Genomic DNA, 14,389 nt, shown 5'->3' on the forward strand with positions numbered 1-14,389 from the left:
AGAACTCACGACAACTAGCACACCGCACAAAGGATGGCCGGGGCCATTGGCAATGACGAAGATCTGCGGCGGCTGATTTGTGCACAGTGACAAAAATGGGGGAGTTGGGAGGCTGGGATCGGGCGCGCGGGCCGCCGGGAGATCATCCGGGTCAACGGAAATTAACGAATGATCTTGTTGGACAAGCTCATTCGGGTCCGTGGGTTATGCCCGCGACGTATCGTGTTAGCACGAACAGGACCGCCGGACCCCGACCGGGCCGTCCGATCGGGTAGGCGTGAACGGCCACGAGGAGCGAGCGGTGATCACCCCTACCACCAGTGGAGTACAGGACTACATCAACGCCGAGGAAGTCGAATACGTCGACATCCGATTCTGCGACGTCCCCGGCATTCAACAGCATTTCTCGATCCCGGCCAGCATGTTCGGCCCGGATCTGGTCGACAACGGCATCGCCTTCGACGGCTCGTCGGTGCGCGGATTCCAGGCCATCCACGAGTCCGACATGCTGCTCCTGCCGGACCTGCGCACCGCGCAATTGGATTCGTTCCGGACCGCCAAGACCCTCAATATCAGTTGTTTCGTGCACGACCCGCACACCCGCGCCGCCTACAGCCGCGATCCGCGGAATGTGGCCCGCAAGGCCGAGGAATACCTGCGCTCCACCGGTATCGCCGACACCGCCTATTTCGGGCCCGAGGCCGAGTTCTACATTTTCGATTCCGTCGTGTACGACACCACCATGAACCGGGCCTTCTACGAGGTCGATTCGGCGTCGGCGGACTGGAATACCGGCGAGAAATTCAATGCCGACGGCACACCCAACCGCGGCTACAAGATTCGCCCCAAGGGCGGGTATTTCCCGGTCGCGCCCTACGACCACGATGTCGACCTGCGCGACCGGATGTGCACGAATCTGATGGCCGCCGGATTCGAATTGGAGAAGGGCCACCACGAGGTCGGTACCGCCGGACAGGCCGAGATCAACTACAAGTTCAATACGCTGCTGGCCGCCGCCGACGATCTCATGCTCTACAAGTACATCGTCAAGAACACCGCGTGGGAGGGCGGCAAGACCGTCACCTTCATGCCCAAACCGCTCTTCGGCGACAACGGGTCCGGCATGCACGTGCACCAATCGCTGTGGAAGGACGGGTCACCGCTGTTCTACGACGAGGCCGGATACGCCGGGCTCTCGGATCTGGCCCGCCACTACATCGGCGGACTGCTGCACCACGCGCCCTCGCTGCTCGCTTTCACCAACCCGACCGTGAACTCCTACAAGCGTCTGGTGCCCGGCTACGAGGCGCCGGTGAACCTGGTCTACAGCCAGCGCAATCGCTCCGCCGCCGTGCGCATCCCGGTCACCGGCACCAGCGCCGCCGCCAAACGCCTCGAATTCCGCTGCCCCGACTCCTCGGGCAATCCCTACCTGTCCTTCGCCGCCATGATGATGGCGGGCCTGGACGGCATTACCAACAAGATCGAACCCGCGCTCCCGGTCGACAAGGACCTCTACGAACTCACCCCCGAGGAGAGCGCCGAGGTCACCCAGACCCCCGGCAGCCTCGAGGAGGTCATCAACCGCCTCGAGGACGACCACGAATACCTCACCCAGGGTGGGGTTTTCACCGAGGACCTGATCGACACCTGGATTCGCCTCAAGCGCGAGTCCGAGATCGCCGAGATCAACGTCCGCCCCCACCCCTACGAATTCGAGCTCTACTTCGACGTGTAGGCCTCGAGGCGCTGGAGTCCGGCGAGGGACCGGGGGAGCGGGCCCTCGTGCAGGACGCCCAGGCGCTGGGTGGCGCGGGTCAGGGCGACATAGAGTTCGGCCGCGCCGCGGGGGCCGTCGGCGAGGATGTGCTCGGGTTCGACCACCAGGACCGCGTCGAACTCGAGGCCCTTGGTCTCCGAGGCGGGGACCGTGCCGGGCATGCCGGGCGGGCCGATCACGATGCTGGTGCCCTCGCGGCCCGCCTCGTCGCGGACGAAATCCTCGATGGCGGCGGGCATCTCGGCTCGCGGCAGCTGGCGCGACCACGGCTGGACGCCGCAGGCGCGCACCGACTCCGGCGGCTGCACATCCGGTGCGAACTCGGCCAGGACCGCCGCGGCCACGGCCATGATCTCGGCCGGGGTGCGGTAGTTCACGGTGAGCGAGCGGTACTGCCAGCGGCCGGGGACATACGGGTCCAGCATGGTGCCCCAGGAGACCGCGCCCGCCGCCGAACGGCGTTGCGCGAGATCGCCGACCACCGTGAAGGAGTGGCTGGGGCAGCGGCGCATGAGCACGCGCCAATCCATCTCAGAGAGCTCCTGGGCCTCGTCCACCACAATGTGGCGGTAGGTCCAATCCCGGTCCGCCGCAGCGCGTTCGGCGAGTTCGCGGGTGTCGCGTTCGACGAAACGCTCGGCCAGGTCCTCGCCGTAGAGCATATCGGTGGCGAAGAGGTGATCCTCGTCGTCCATGTGGTCGGCGCGGCTCACCAGCAGGTCGAGAACGCCTTCGGCATAGGCGATCTGCGCCTTGCGCTCACGCTCGGCGGCGGCCTCCTCGGCGGTGGTGTCGCGGCCGAGTAGATCGACCAGCTCGTCGAGCAGCGGGACGTCCGAGACCGTCCATGCCTCGCCGTCGGCGCGGTACAGGGCCGCGTCCGCACCGGCCGCGTGCAGGCGCTCCTGCGACGAAAGCAGTTCGGACAGCAGTTCTTCCGGCGTGATGGTCGGCCACAGCTCCTCGATCGCGGCCGCGAAACCCTCGTGCTCGGCCAGCTCGGCGCGCAGATCGGTGCGCATGTTCTCCCATGCCTCGCGGTCCTCGCGCGTCAACCAGCCCTTGCCGATGCGGGCGATGGCGCGTTCGGTCAGTGCCCAGGTGAGGACCTCGAGGAACACCGCGCGGGCCTCATTGTGGGGACGGCCGCTCTCGCGGGCCTCCTCGCGTGCCCAGCCCGCGATATCGGCGTCGATTCGCACTGTGACATCGGTCAATTCGAGTGCGATCGGGTCCTGCGGAACCCGTTGCCGGTCCGCGACAGCGGCTTTGAGCACATCGAGGATTTTCAGCGAACCCTTCAGCCGTGCAGCCTCGGGGGAGTCCTCGCCCGCGGCGTGCAGGCCCGGCACGAGATCGGCGGTGGTGGTGAACACCACATTCGTCTCGCCGAGTGAAGGCAGCACACGGCTGATGTGCTTCAGGAAGGCAGTATTCGGGCCGACCACCAGCACACCGTTGCGTTCCATCTGCTCCCGCTGCGTGTACAGCAGGTACGCCACGCGGTGCAGCGCCACCACCGTCTTGCCGGTGCCCGGGCCGCCCTCGATCACCAGCACGCCCGGATGATCGAGGCGGATGATGCGATCCTGCTCGGCCTGAATGGTTGCCACAATGTCGCGCATGCCCTCGCCGCGGGGTGCGTTGACCGCCGCCAGCAGCGCGGCGTCACCGCGCTCGTGGTCACCTGGGCGGCCGAACACCTCATCGGTGAAATCGACCACCTGCCGCCCGCGCGTATGGAATTGGCGACGCCGCCGCATGTGCTCCGGGCTCGCGGCGGTCGCGATATAGAACGCCTGCGAGGCGGGCGCGCGCCAATCCTGCAGCAGCGGTTCGAATTCGTTCTCCTCGTCGAAGATGCCGATGCGGCCGATGTAGGTGCGCGCACCGTCCACACCGTCGAGGCGGCCGAAGCACAGGCCATTGTCGGCCACACCCAGCCGCCTGATCTCCCGGGCCAGCGTCCGCGCCTCGGCATCGCGTTCCACCAGCACCGTCGCGTTGCCGCGCACGGTCAGGGTCTCGTTGTAGCGGCCCTGTACCCGCGCGCGCTCGGCGTCCAATCGCGCGTAGAGCCCCGCGACATACTCCTGCTCCGACCGCAGCTCGTTCTCATACCCCTGATCCAGCACCGGCACCACACCTTCCCAGTTCGCGATCCCCACCCGCGCGCCCCGCTGTTTGCGCAGGTTGCGGCCTTAGGACAGCGATTGTGCGCCATGACCCGGGCCTTGCGGCAAGCCCCCCGGTGTGTTATAAGGTTGAATGGGAAGGAAAGAGGTCCTTCCCATTCTTGTATCCCCGTTTTCTTACGCGGCTTCCGGGCGCTGTCCGCCCGAGGCGATCATGATGATGTCCTTGTTGCCGTCGGCCCACTGCGCCGTCATCACCACATTGTCGATTTTCCAGTCACCCTCGACCAGGTGCAGGCCGATGCGGTAGGTGCCACCCAGGGTCCAGCGCGGGGAGCCGAATCGGTTGGGCAGCAGGTGGATCGCCTGGAAGACCGCGGTCAGTTCGGCGCGGTCGCCGTCGACGGTCACCAGGTGATTGCCGAGCAGGTGCTGGGTGGCTTCGAAGGCACCGAGGAGCTTCTCCCAGTCGCGGCGGATCAGATCCGGAGTCACGGTCGCGGGCTCGCCACCCCAGACGCTCGAATAGTCGAGTGTCACTTCGTCGGCGAAGACGCTCGGGAAGGAATCCCAGTCCTTGATGTCGATGAACCAGAACAGGCGGGTGGCGGCCTCGATGATGTCGGCGCGCTGCTGAGCGGTGGCGGGCATGGCAATTCTCCTACTGTGCAATGGAATTGGCGGGAAGCAGATCGCGCGCGGCCAGGACGCCGCGGGCGATGGTCATGGCGGAGAGGACGCGGGGGAAGCCCGCGTAGGGGAGCGCCTGCAGGATCGCCTCGACGATCTCGCCGGGCGCGACACCGGCATTCAGCGCGGAACCGATATGCGCCTCCAGCTGTGGCCGGGTGTCGCCGAGAGCGATGAGCGCGCCCAGGATCACCAGCTCGCGGCGACCGGCATCCAGGCCCGGCCTGGAATGGATATCGCCGTAAGCGAATTCGACCGCGAATCGGTGCAGGTCCGGCGCGATATCGGCCAGTTCGTCATACACGCGGCTCCGAACCCCTCCCGCCCCGCCGAGTTCGGCCTGGCGGGCGGCACCCCGCTGGAATCTCTCGTTCATGACTCAGAGCCTGCGCGCGCCGCGGATCTCGAACCAGTGCACGCGGTGCCTCGTACTGTCAGGGCCACTCAGCGCTGCGGGTGGCAGTTCCGCCAAGGCACTCAGGCCCGTGTCAGAATTTCGGCATGGCGGTGCGTGAGGACCTGGCGGAGTTCTTGAAGTCTCGACGCGCCCGGGTCGATCCGCAAGAGTCCGGGCTCCCGCCGTCGGGTCTGCGTCGGGTGCCGGGGCTGCGACGCTCGGAACTCGCGCATTTGGCGGGCATCAGCGCCGAGTACTACCAGCGGCTCGAACAGCGCCGGGCCGCCAATCCCTCGGCGGAGGTGCTGGACTCGCTGGCCGCGGCGCTGCGCCTCAATCCCGTCGAAACCGCGCACCTGCACCTGCTGGCCCATCCGCCGCGCATCGTCGAAACCGCCGCTCCCACACCACGTCCCGAGCTACTGCGCATGCTCGACCTGATCGACAAGGCACCGGCGGTCGTCATCACCGACCTGTTCGACGTATTGGCCGCGAATCCTTTGGCGCACTACGTCTTCGGCGCGATGGCGGACAAGAACATGGCCCGCACCCTGTTCTTCGACCCCGCCGCCCGCGACTTCTACGGCGACTGGGACGCCGTCGCCGCCGCGACCGTCGCCCAACTCCGCCGCGTCGCAGGCCGCTACCCCAACGATCCGGCCACCACCGCCCTGATCGACGAACTCGCCACGGGCAGCCCCGAATTCGCCACCCTCTGGCGCAGCGGCGACGTCGAGATCCGCACCCACGGCGGCAAACTCATCCACCACCCCCACTCCGGCGACCTCAGCTTCTTCTACGAGAACCTCGAACTCCCCGGCGACCCCCGCCAACGCATCGTCACCTTCACCCCCGACCCCGGCACCATCCTCCCCGCGCTGTAGAACGACCGGTCGACTCCGACACTTCTGGTCAATCCACGGATCCGCGCGGCACGATCCAGCGGTGTCGCAATGCCGGGAACGCGTCGGCGATGAGTTCGAAATGTCTGTCGTAGTGGAGAACCGTGGCGTCATAGTGCACCGCGGTCGCGGCAATCAGAAGGTCGGTGGTCTGTGCCGAGCGGCCGTGGCCGCAGGCCCACAACTGACGGCGAATCGTGCGAACCAATCGGTCGATCGCGGGATCCATCGGGAGAAAGCGGAACACGCCCGTATAGATGGTGATGATGCGTTCCAGGTCCTCTGGGTTGCGGGCGCTGTAACAGGCCTCGTCCAGGGTGACGGCATTCGCGCACAAAACGCCGACCGCGGCGTTCACACGGTCGAAGGCGGCGCGCACCTCGGGGCACGTCTGAATGCGGGAGACCGCGCTGTGGTCGGCCAGATACAGCGCGAGGTTGGCGGCCGTCATCGCGGCTGCGACGACTCGGTCTGCTCGGTCTCGGTTAGGAAGGGGGCCGCGTCGGCGAACCAGGCGATGGCATCGTGCTGCTGACGTTGCTGAACCAGCAGGCGCAGCGCGGTGCGGACGGTCTCGGTTTTCGTCGCGCCGCCGGTCACCTTGCGGGCCTGCTCCATGAGATCGTCCGGGATGTCGATCAGGGTTTTCGTCATAGCCACCTCCCTGGATATACAAATCGCCTCCCAAGTATATCTCGCTGCTTGCGGGGCGGGGATGGCCGAAAGTGAAAAGGGCTTCGACGCGCCGGGGGCGGATGCGGGACTGCCGGGCGTGTTGTCGTTAGATTGGGGGCCGAACGGATCGTCCGCGACGCGAGAACTGCCCGCAGGGAGGCGGGTTCGCGAAGCGGTGCGGGAATACCGTTGTGACACAACGTGCCACGCGAGATTTCACGCGTGGTCATGTGGGGTGGGTTGAAACTATGACCTTGACCTCACTGGCCACGCGCGATGGTGGTGCGGTCATACGATCCGGGGCTGACATATGCGGGAAGGCGAGTAGGCCATGGATCGAAATGCGTTCGTCGAAGTGATGAACGACGCGAGCGGCATGCTGGAAGCCGGGCTGGCCGAGGAGGCGCTGGCCAGGTTGACGGCGTTCGACGACGGACTCGACGCCGCGCCCGAACCCAAGGACTACGGCTGGATCGTGTCCTACCGCTTCCGATCCGCCTTCGCCGCGGGCGATTACGCCCAAGCCCTGCACCTGGCCGAACACGGACCCGCGCGCTTCCCCGCCGACATCCCGCCCGCCACCCTCGCCACCATGTACTCGATGGCCGTCGAGGCCGCCACCCAGCAGGGGCTCGCCGACAGCGCCATCCTCATGGCCGACCGCTGCATCGAACTCAGACGCGGGCATGGCGAACACTCCGAGGTCCTGATGGCCGCCATGACCGCCTGCACCCTGCTCGGCGACCTCGAAAGACACGACCTGGCAAGCAGATACGCCCAGCTCCTCATCACCGAGGGCGTCGGCCACGACGACTACCGCGGCTACGGCTACTACGCCCTGTGCGCCGCCATCGAATCCGGCGTCGGCGCCCACCTCATCGACACCCTCAGAGCCGGACGCGAATGGCTCGAGAGCCAAGACAACGAATTCGCCCGAGTAGCACTGGAATACCTCGAAACCGCCCCGGCCCTCCGCGACCCCCTCGCCGTCAACACCGACCTGGCCGACCCGCTCGGCAACGGCCACCACCCCACCGACCCGCTCAGCGGCCGTGCGCCACAGCCGGAGTCACCAGGCGAGGAAAGACAACCCGGTCGACGAGGCGACATCGCGTCCCGCCCGCTGCCGAACGGCTTCCCGACGCGAGGTGGTGCGGCGCAAGATGCCTTCCCACCGCCGGGCCCGGGGTCGGATAGATATGGACCGGTGGGGGCGCGACCGGATCGCTTCGACCTGCAGCCTTCGTCGAACGGCTTCGTCCCGCTGGCCCCACCGGATGGTTTCGCGTCCCCGTCGGGGGAAGCCGACGACTTCGCGCCGACGCTGGCAGCGGATCACTTTCCCCCGGACACATCGGCGCAGGACGGCTTCCCGTCGGCGGTGCCGGACGGATCGCGGGGAGTGGGGGCGAACGACTTCGGGTCGCGGCCAGGGGGCGGGGAGGGCGGCGAGTCCAGACCGGGCGCGCTGGGTTCCGGTGGGTCGCTGGCGGATTCGGGCGGGGTGCTCGATTCCATGCAGACGCAGTACCTTCGGGTCGGGGATGGTGTGCCGCAGGCCACCGGCGGGGCGAAGCAGCCGCCTGCCGCGCAGCTCGCGGGTGGGGAGACCGCGGACGCGCTCATGGATGCGAATCGGCCCGGAATCGCGGCGGCGGCCTACCGGGCGCTCATCGACGATGCGATATCCACGGGGCAGCCGGATCCGTTGATCATGGGCAAGGCCACCCTCGGTCTGCTCACCGCGTTGATCTTCGACAACCGTGTGGGCGAGGCGCATTCGGTATGGGTGGATGAGCAGGGGCCCACCTATCTCGGCATCTGGTCGCTGGAAAATGGTCAGACCTCTGTCCATGATGCGATTGCCTACAACCTGGTCGCCGCCTTCCTGCACTCGCTGAGCACCGGCGATCCCAATGCCGCCAACCACGCCGTCGATGCCCTCATGACCCGAAACATCGAGTGGGCCTACGAGAACGACACCCAGGCCGTCCCCGCCATGATCAACACCTGGCGTCGCCACCTCCTGGAAATCCACAGTGGCGAACCGGCTCCCGAATACCGCTGGCAGCTCACCCAGGCCGAACAACGCTGGGGCCACCCCGTCCCCGAAGGCGGCCTCTACTGGATGCGCCCCTACCGCTGGATCGTCGACTGGGTCTGAACCGCGGTGGCCGGTCGGCCGCACCCGTCGGCGTGCGGAACGTGCGTGGCTTTCCGCGTCGGATTGCGGTGGCGGTGCGACCGGTCCTACTGGCCGCGCCCTAGGCTGGGCGCATGGCAGCGACCGAAATCTGGCACAACCCGCAGTGCTCCAAGAGCCGCACGGCCAAGCGCGTCCTCGACGAATCCGGCACCGACTACACCGAGCGCCGCTACCTCGACAACCCGCCCACGGCCACCGAAATCCGCGCCGCCCTCACCAAACTCGGCCTCGAACCCTGGCAGATCACCCGCACCGCCGAAGCCGAAGCCAAGGAACTGGGCATCTCCAAGTGGGCCAAAACCCCCGCCGACCGAGACCGCTGGATCGAGGCCCTCGCCACCCACCCCCGCCTCATCCAACGCCCCATAGTCTTCACCCCCGACGGCCGCGCCTTCGTGGCCCGCGACGACGACTCGCTCAACGAAATCCGCTGACTCGAGGATCGCTCGGGCAGCGGCTTGCCGGTGGGGCGCGCCTGCGGAGCGTCTTGCGCGCCGCGAAGGCCGGTTCCGAGTTGATCATGGGCCTGAGCGCGCCCCTGAGTCGGCGCAATGGCAGGAAACTGCCCTGCGGCGGCGATGCGGGCGTGGATAGGCCCATCACTCCCCCTGACCGGTAGCTTCGGCCAGTCCGAAACCGGCTCTGCCAGTGAGCCTTCCGGCAATCATACATATACTCTCGAGTTGTTAGTTGTCGTGTCACCCAGTAGTCTGGCCCGGTGATTCTGCGGCGTGAGAACCGAGACTTGGCCAAGCTGGCACGGGACCCGCGTGCCGACGAGTACCCGATGCCGATGGTGCCCACGGGCTGGTACGCCGTCCTGCGCAGTGCGCAACTGCGGCCGGGGAAGATCGTGAATCTGCACTATTTCGGTCGTGCGCTGATCGCGTTCCGGGGTAGCGACGGGCGGGCCACCGTGCGTGACGCGCACTGCCCGCACTACGGCGCCCATCTCGGAGCCGGGGGTCGAGTCGTGGACGGGCAGGTGGAGTGCCCCTTCCACGGCTGGCGGTTCGACGCGGAGGGTAGCTGTGTTTCCGCGCCTTTCGCGGCGCGCACGCCCCGGGTAACCCTCGGTGGTCTGCCCGTGCACGAGCACAGCGGGTTGATTTTCGTCTATACCGGTGCGGGAGAACCCGATTGGCGGGTGCCCGAGATTCCCGAGGCCGCCGACCCGGCCTTCGCCCGACCCATCGACGATTCCCGGCAGGCGCGCATCCACATCCAGGAGATGCGCGAGAACATCGTCGACGAATCCCACTTCCACTACATTCACGGTCAAACCGAGCCGCCCGTCCAGGAGCTGCTACCCGACGGCCCCTTCGCCGAAATCCACAGCCGCTTCGCCAAATCCATCCTCGGCTACCTGGTCGACAACAGCTTCGACGTGTTCATGTACGGCCCGGGCGTCATGGTGGTGCGCACGGCGGGGCCGATGATCACCTTGACCGCGATCGCCCTCACCAACCCGATCGACGACATCACCAGCGAGCTGCGAATGCTGTACTACATCCGCCGCCCCACCGGAATCCCGCTCGGCACAACGGTTCTCAAGCTGGCCTTCCGGCTGGTTGCACTCCGGGAGGTCCGTGAGGAACTCGCCATCTGGGACCACAAGATCCATCGCCCCCGCCCGGTCCTGCTTCCCCACGAGAAGGGCATCAAGACGCTACGCCGGTGGTACGCGCAGTTCTACCAGTCGCAACCAGCGGACGAGGTGGCCTCCGCGCCGTCATAGCCCGCGACGAAGACTCCCTCCGCGAACCTGGCGGCCCGAGTTGATCATGGGCCAAAGCCTGCACAAAGGCGTCGACGCGGGCAGGAAACTGCCTTCCTGTCACGCTTTGTGCAGGAATCGGCCCATCGCGTGAATCCGACACGCCCGGATGCCAAGCGCACGCGGGCACGGCTGCCAAGACCATCGGCCAAGAGTCCGAAAACGCCTGTGCGATGGCTCATTGCGTGACGAGCTGGCCTCGTGCCGGGAGACGAGCGGGCGACCTGGATGTGGAGTACATCGAGAGTGGCGATGGTGACCACCTTGCCCGGATCTCCGGTCGGGTCGACGAGGCTGCGGAGGACGCCCGCGATGAGACTGGAGGGGTGGGGCGGGTGGTGCGGGTGTTGCCCGGGCGGCTACTACCGCGACGTTGCGGGGTTGGGCGGCACGGCGGTGTGCCGGGTAGCGCGTGGCGGGCCGTTTCGAGGGCGGGGTCAGGAGAGGCGGAAGACGGGGAAGCCGGGGGCGATGGCGGTTAGTTCGGCGTCGGTGGCGTTTTTGGTGAGGCCCTCGAAGAAGCGGCCTACTTCCCAGCCCCAGCGGTCGAGGTAGGCGCGGAGGATGGGGAGTTTGTCGGCGTCGGGGAGTTCGGTGGCGGTGAAGGGTTCGTGTTTGCGGCCCAGGCGGAGTTCGCCGGTGCCTGCTACGCGGAGGTTGCGGACCCATTGGGTGTGGCCGCGGGGGGCGACCAGGTAGCGGGTGCCGTCGTCGGTGGTGAGGACGTTGACGAGGGTGGTGCGCCATTCGCCGGACTTGCGGCCGCGCACGGCCAGCAGGCGGGAACCGGCGATGCTGATGCCGAGCTTGGGGATCAGGTTGGCGATGCGGTTGAAGATCGGATCGAGGCCGGTCGGGCCGATGTAGCGGGTGGCGGCGGTGTCGTTCATGGCGGTTTCTTTCTCTCTTGGAGAGCGGTGCTCTCTGTTGAGACCAGTGTGCTCGCACTGGGGCCGCGAAGTCAAGAGCAGTGCTCTCGAAATTTGTCGGTGATCCGATTCGTGGCAGACTGTCGGCATGAGCGTCCCTCGCACCGCCCGCGAACGTGCCCGGGCCGAGATCACCCGTGAGATCACCGATGCCGCACGTCGGCAGCTCGCCGAAGCCGGGGCGGCCGCGCTGTCGCTGCGGGCCATCGCGCGTGAGCTCGGCATGGTGAGTTCGGCGCTGTACCGGTACTTCCCGAGCCGCGACGAATTGCTGACCACGCTGATCATCGAGGCCTACGAGGCCATCGCCGACACGGTCGAGCGCGCGGTCGCGGCGGGGGACACCCCGCGGGCGCAGTGGCGGGGCCTCGCGAACGCGGTGCGGGACTGGGCGATCGCGCATCCGCACGAGTACGCGCTGGTGTACGGCTCGCCGGTGCCGGGCTATCACGCGCCGCAGACCACCATCGGCCCCGCCTCCCGGGTGCCGATCGCGGCGCTGGGTGTTGTGAACGCGGCCTGGAAGTCCGACAGCCTGGTCCTGCCCGACGATGCCGTCGGCCCCGAACTGGCGGCCCAATCCGCCGCCATCGCAGCCCAAGTCACCCCCGGGCTCCCCGAGATCGCGGTGGCGCGCGCCGTCATGGCGTGGACGCAGCTCTACGGCACGGTGACCTTCGAGCTGTTCGGCCAACTCGACAACAGCATGGATCCCGCCGGACCCTTCTTCGCCTACTCCGTCGAAGCCATGGCCGATTTCATCGGCCTCTCGGAGTAACCGAACCGGAATTCGGCTGCGCTACAGCGCAAATGGCGGCGCACCGATTCCGGAGATCCGCAGGTTGCCCCACGGATCACGCTCCTGCAGGACTCCCGGCGAAGGCGCGCTACCGGGCACGGTGAGAAACACCTGCCCACGCCCGGGATCGGGCAATTCCGCCCCGTCGACGGCGGAAACCCGCCCGTACCAATGGAATTGGCCGTCTGTGGGGTCGAGGTGACCGGTCAGCGCCACCTGGACCGCCACCTCCACGCCCGGCGCGTCCAATAACGCGGGGCCCGAATAGTCCGGTGCCGGTTCGGGTTCGAGGAAATCCGCTCGCGGGTCGACCGCCGCACCCCTCGTGCGCCGGGCCCGCCGGAACCTCACAGCAGCCCTCGCCGCCGCCAGATCCGCTTGCCGAGCGGGCCGATGAGGCCCTGTTTGTCCAGGAACGCACCGAGATTCGCGGCACCCAACCCGAGTGCGCGCCGCGAGTGCGGATTGTTGCGCGCCATCCGGCGCGCGGCCCGCCCGTCGGCGATGCCCGCGCGGGCGTACATGTGCCAGTTGGTCATGAGATGCACGAACAGGGGAGCGGCGACCGCGACACACAGTCGCGTGTACCGCAATTCGGCCTTCGACATGGTCGGCACGCGGTGCGCCAGGGCATCTCGCGCGAAGCCGATGTGTCGCGCTTCCTCGGTCACGTGAATGCGCATGGCCCGCGACACCAGCGGTTGCAACTGCGGATCGTCGAGGGTGCGCCGCTGCAGCGCGTCGAAGATCTCCTCGCCGACCAGCGCGCCGACCCACACCATCGACCCCTGCAGGAACAGTTGCAGGGCGCTGATCGTCCACCGCTCATACCGATTCGGCCAGTACGGTCGCGCCTCGATGCGGTCGATGAGCTTGCCGAACATCATCATGTGGCGGCATTCGTCGCCCATCTCGGTCAGCGTGTAGTGCGAATGCCGCGAGGTCGGATCGCTGGACATGAGTTCGCGCAGCAGTAGCCGGTTGAGCAGGTTCTCGAACCAGATGCCCACCGACAGCACATTGGCCAGTTCCTCGCGGGAGAGTTCGCGTCGCTGCTCGGGTGTCATCGATTCCCACAGCGGCGTGCCGTAGAGCGAGATCACCTCGGGCGGCAGGAAGAGCTTGTCCGGATCCAGCGGAGCGTCCCAGTCGAGATCGACCACCGGGTCGTAGGACTTCTTCACCGACCCGGTCAGCAAGCGCGCGGCAAAGCTCTCGCGGGGATCGAGTGTGGCGGGTGTCGTGGTGGTGACGGCGTTGTCGCCCATGACAGCTCCTGACTCTTTACTGATACAGGCTGTTACACTCAGATTAGTGGTACATGTTGTCTCGGTCAACGATGGAGTGAGTATCGTGAGGCGAGTGACCGGCACCCGACGCAGATCCGCGCACCCCGCCCCCGGGGACAGCGAGCGCGCTACCGACGGCCGCAGCACCCGATGGAACGGCCACAAGGCCCAGCGTCGCGCCGACATGCTGGACGCCGCCCTGGCCGTCATCGAGGAGAACGGCACCGAGATCTCCGTGCAGCAGATCGCAGATCGCCTGCACGTCCCGCGCCCGGTCGTCTACCGGCACTTCGACGGCCGCACCGACCTCGACGACGCCATTCGCCGCCACATCCTGGAAACCCTGATGGCCGAACTGCTTCCGCGCCTGCACTCCCAGGGCACGGTCCGGGAACTGGTCCGCGGCATGGTCGGCACCTACGTCGGCTGGGTCGAACGCCACCCCAACCTGCACCGCTTCCTGGCCGCCGCCGACCCGCACGGCGACCCCTCCCACGCCCTGGCCGGAGCCCGCGACCGCATCGGCGGACAGCTCGCCGACCTGTACGCCGACACCCTGGAGCGCTTCGGCATCGACCGAAATCGCGCTCGCCCCATGGCCTTCGGCACCGTCGGGTTCGTCGACGGCGTGGTCAACAGCTGGCGCGCCGCACCGACCCTGACCTCCGACCAGGTCGAGGGCATCCTCACCGAATCGGTGCTGGCCCTGCTCGAGGGCAATGCCCGCAGCTTGGATGTGCCGCTCACCCGCGATACCGTGGTCGCCGATCTGCTCTCCCGCGCCGAGACCGCACGGGCCTGACCCGACCG

Annotated in this window: 15 protein-coding genes; 7 read left to right on the forward strand and 8 right to left on the reverse strand. The window is 67.3% G+C overall.

Annotation, left to right across the window (positions count from 1 at the left end):
- The first annotated feature begins 301 nt into the window (after positions 1–301).
- Entirely contained in the window at positions 302–1,738 is a 1,437-nt protein-coding gene (gene glnA, locus VMT40_RS21525) for a type I glutamate--ammonia ligase (protein WP_326360351.1), read from the forward strand.
- Here glnA and helR read toward each other — a convergent pair.
- The 3 genes from helR to VMT40_RS21540 all read right to left on the reverse strand — a co-directional run bounded on the left by helR (position 1,723) and on the right by VMT40_RS21540 (position 4,981).
- Positions 1,723–3,915, reverse strand: coding sequence for an RNA polymerase recycling motor ATPase HelR (helR, locus tag VMT40_RS21530; protein WP_326361713.1), 2,193 nt, complete (start codon positions 3,913–3,915; stop codon positions 1,723–1,725). The two genes, glnA and helR, sit on opposite strands and share 16 nt — an antisense overlap.
- A gap of 177 nt (positions 3,916–4,092) precedes the next feature.
- The gene (locus VMT40_RS21535) at positions 4,093–4,566 is read right to left on the reverse strand and encodes a nuclear transport factor 2 family protein (protein ID WP_326360352.1); all 474 of its coding nucleotides are present in this window, start codon (positions 4,564–4,566) and stop codon (positions 4,093–4,095) included.
- 10 nt (positions 4,567–4,576) lie between these two features.
- Positions 4,577–4,981, reverse strand: a complete 405-nt coding sequence (locus tag VMT40_RS21540; protein ID WP_326360354.1) for a carboxymuconolactone decarboxylase family protein — start codon at positions 4,979–4,981, stop codon at positions 4,577–4,579.
- A gap of 125 nt (positions 4,982–5,106) precedes the next feature.
- Here VMT40_RS21540 and VMT40_RS21545 point away from each other — a divergent pair, with 125 nt between their 5' ends.
- On the forward strand, positions 5,107–5,886 hold the full coding sequence (locus VMT40_RS21545; protein WP_326360356.1) for a helix-turn-helix domain-containing protein: 780 nt from the start codon (positions 5,107–5,109) through the stop codon (positions 5,884–5,886).
- 28 nt (positions 5,887–5,914) lie between these two features.
- Here the strand turns inward: VMT40_RS21545 and VMT40_RS21550 are convergent, their stop codons facing one another.
- Together VMT40_RS21550 and VMT40_RS21555 are read right to left on the reverse strand one after the other, a co-directional pair.
- Positions 5,915–6,355 carry a PIN domain-containing protein gene (locus VMT40_RS21550; RefSeq protein WP_326360358.1) on the reverse strand — a complete coding sequence of 147 codons (441 nt, stop codon included), beginning with the start codon at positions 6,353–6,355 and terminating at the stop codon, positions 5,915–5,917.
- Positions 6,352–6,558, reverse strand: coding sequence for a type II toxin-antitoxin system VapB family antitoxin (locus VMT40_RS21555; RefSeq protein WP_326360360.1), 207 nt, complete (start codon positions 6,556–6,558; stop codon positions 6,352–6,354). Before VMT40_RS21555 ends, VMT40_RS21550 begins: the two co-directional genes overlap by 4 nt.
- Positions 6,559–6,910: 352 nt before the next feature.
- Here VMT40_RS21555 and VMT40_RS21560 point away from each other — a divergent pair, with 352 nt between their 5' ends.
- The 3 genes from VMT40_RS21560 to VMT40_RS21570 all read left to right on the forward strand — a co-directional run bounded on the left by VMT40_RS21560 (position 6,911) and on the right by VMT40_RS21570 (position 10,523).
- Positions 6,911–8,743 carry a hypothetical protein gene (locus VMT40_RS21560; RefSeq protein ID WP_326360361.1) on the forward strand — a complete coding sequence of 611 codons (1,833 nt, stop codon included), beginning with the start codon at positions 6,911–6,913 and terminating at the stop codon, positions 8,741–8,743.
- 113 nt (positions 8,744–8,856) lie between these two features.
- Positions 8,857–9,219 (forward strand): arsenate reductase family protein, encoded by a 363-nt coding sequence (locus tag VMT40_RS21565; RefSeq protein WP_326360363.1) that lies wholly within the window; start codon positions 8,857–8,859, stop codon positions 9,217–9,219.
- 284 nt (positions 9,220–9,503) lie between these two features.
- Complete coding sequence (locus VMT40_RS21570) at positions 9,504–10,523, forward strand: Rieske 2Fe-2S domain-containing protein (RefSeq protein WP_326360365.1); 1,020 nt, start codon at positions 9,504–9,506, stop codon at positions 10,521–10,523.
- Between the two features lie 476 nt (positions 10,524–10,999).
- Here the strand turns inward: VMT40_RS21570 and VMT40_RS21575 are convergent, their stop codons facing one another.
- Positions 11,000–11,452: a nitroreductase family deazaflavin-dependent oxidoreductase gene (locus tag VMT40_RS21575; RefSeq protein ID WP_326360367.1), complete on the reverse strand. Its 453-nt coding sequence runs from the start codon at positions 11,450–11,452 to the stop codon at positions 11,000–11,002.
- A 127-nt stretch (positions 11,453–11,579) separates the two neighbouring features.
- On the opposite strand from VMT40_RS21575, the gene VMT40_RS21580 reads away from it, so the two are divergent.
- Positions 11,580–12,269, forward strand: a complete 690-nt coding sequence (locus VMT40_RS21580; protein ID WP_326360369.1) for a TetR/AcrR family transcriptional regulator — start codon at positions 11,580–11,582, stop codon at positions 12,267–12,269.
- A gap of 21 nt (positions 12,270–12,290) precedes the next feature.
- Here the strand turns inward: VMT40_RS21580 and VMT40_RS21585 are convergent, their stop codons facing one another.
- Both VMT40_RS21585 and VMT40_RS21590 read right to left on the reverse strand, forming a co-directional pair.
- Positions 12,291–12,641: a DUF4873 domain-containing protein gene (locus tag VMT40_RS21585; protein ID WP_326360370.1), complete on the reverse strand. Its 351-nt coding sequence runs from the start codon at positions 12,639–12,641 to the stop codon at positions 12,291–12,293.
- The gene (locus VMT40_RS21590; protein ID WP_326360372.1) at positions 12,638–13,558 is read right to left on the reverse strand and encodes an AurF N-oxygenase family protein; all 921 of its coding nucleotides are present in this window, start codon (positions 13,556–13,558) and stop codon (positions 12,638–12,640) included. The genes VMT40_RS21585 and VMT40_RS21590 overlap by 4 nt, the downstream gene beginning before the upstream one ends.
- Before the next feature lie 94 nt (positions 13,559–13,652).
- On the opposite strand from VMT40_RS21590, the gene VMT40_RS21595 reads away from it, so the two are divergent.
- A complete protein-coding gene (locus VMT40_RS21595; RefSeq protein ID WP_326310667.1) occupies positions 13,653–14,381 on the forward strand; it encodes a TetR/AcrR family transcriptional regulator in 729 nt (242 codons plus the stop codon).
- The last annotated feature ends 8 nt before the right edge of the window (positions 14,382–14,389 follow it).

Origin of the sequence: Nocardia sp. CDC160, from assembly GCF_035818795.1 — a bacterium.
In the GTDB taxonomy this organism is placed as follows: Bacteria; Actinomycetota; Actinomycetes; order Mycobacteriales; family Mycobacteriaceae; genus Nocardia.

Bases quoted from the DNA above. Each gene is read 5' to 3' on its own strand.
- VMT40_RS21555 (WP_326360360.1), bottom strand. From the start codon at position 6,558: ATGACGAAAACCCTGATCGACATCCCGGACGATCTCATGGAGCAGGCC.
- VMT40_RS21560 (WP_326360361.1), top strand. From the start codon at position 6,911: ATGGATCGAAATGCGTTCGTCGAAGTGATGAACGACGCGAGCGGCATG.
- VMT40_RS21575 (WP_326360367.1), bottom strand. From the start codon at position 11,452: ATGAACGACACCGCCGCCACCCGCTACATCGGCCCGACCGGCCTCGAT.
- VMT40_RS21580 (WP_326360369.1), top strand. From the start codon at position 11,580: ATGAGCGTCCCTCGCACCGCCCGCGAACGTGCCCGGGCCGAGATCACC.
- VMT40_RS21545 (WP_326360356.1), top strand. From the start codon at position 5,107: ATGGCGGTGCGTGAGGACCTGGCGGAGTTCTTGAAGTCTCGACGCGCC.
- VMT40_RS21540 (WP_326360354.1), bottom strand. From the start codon at position 4,981: ATGAACGAGAGATTCCAGCGGGGTGCCGCCCGCCAGGCCGAACTCGGC.
- VMT40_RS21590 (WP_326360372.1), bottom strand. From the start codon at position 13,558: ATGGGCGACAACGCCGTCACCACCACGACACCCGCCACACTCGATCCC.
- VMT40_RS21565 (WP_326360363.1), top strand. From the start codon at position 8,857: ATGGCAGCGACCGAAATCTGGCACAACCCGCAGTGCTCCAAGAGCCGC.
- VMT40_RS21550 (WP_326360358.1), bottom strand. From the start codon at position 6,355: ATGACGGCCGCCAACCTCGCGCTGTATCTGGCCGACCACAGCGCGGTC.
- VMT40_RS21535 (WP_326360352.1), bottom strand. From the start codon at position 4,566: ATGCCCGCCACCGCTCAGCAGCGCGCCGACATCATCGAGGCCGCCACC.